The organism is Paenibacillus sp. Pae15, assembly GCF_024519685.1.
Lineage (GTDB): Bacteria > Bacillota > Bacilli > Paenibacillales > NBRC-103111 > Paenibacillus_G > Paenibacillus_G naphthalenovorans.
The window spans coordinates 1-518 of sequence record NZ_JALJRM010000091.1 but is presented as its reverse complement, the minus strand read 5'-3'; the positions used below and the strand labels follow the sequence as shown (position 1 = coordinate 518).

General features: G+C 54.6%; 1 protein-coding gene. It reads left to right on the top strand.

Translation table 11 applies throughout. The features are described from left to right. On the top strand, positions 1-518 hold a 518-nt coding region (locus NR121_RS25070), incomplete at both ends, for an IS3 family transposase (protein ID WP_256832149.1).

Here is a 518-nt window from a genome sequence, read left to right as displayed (position 1 = left end):
ATGCGGATCATGGGGCTTGAGGCCGTTTATCCCAAGCCGAATCTGAGCAAGCGCCTGCATGCGACCTACACGCGTCCCTACTTGCTCCGCGGCTTGACGATCGACCGGCCAAACCAAGTCTGGGGAATCGACATCACCTATTTACGGATGGGCAAAGGCTTTATGTACCTGTTCCTCATCATCGACTGGTACAGCCGCAAAGTCATCGATGATGAGCTCTCCAGCACGCTGGAGAAAGGCTTTGTGCTCCGCTGTCTCAAACGGGCATTTGGCAGCTGCAAGCCGGAGATCATGAACAGCGACCAGGGCTCTCACTTTACGAACAAGGACTACCTGGAGCTGCTGGAGAAGGAAGGCGTCAAAGTTTCGATGGACGGCAAAGGCCGAGCCACGGACAACAGCCGCACGGAGCGATTCTTCCGTTCGCTCAAGTACGAATGCATCTACATAAACGAATTCGAGGACCCTCGCGCGTTGCGTAAAGGGCTGGCTCGCTATGTCCAATTTTACAATGAGGA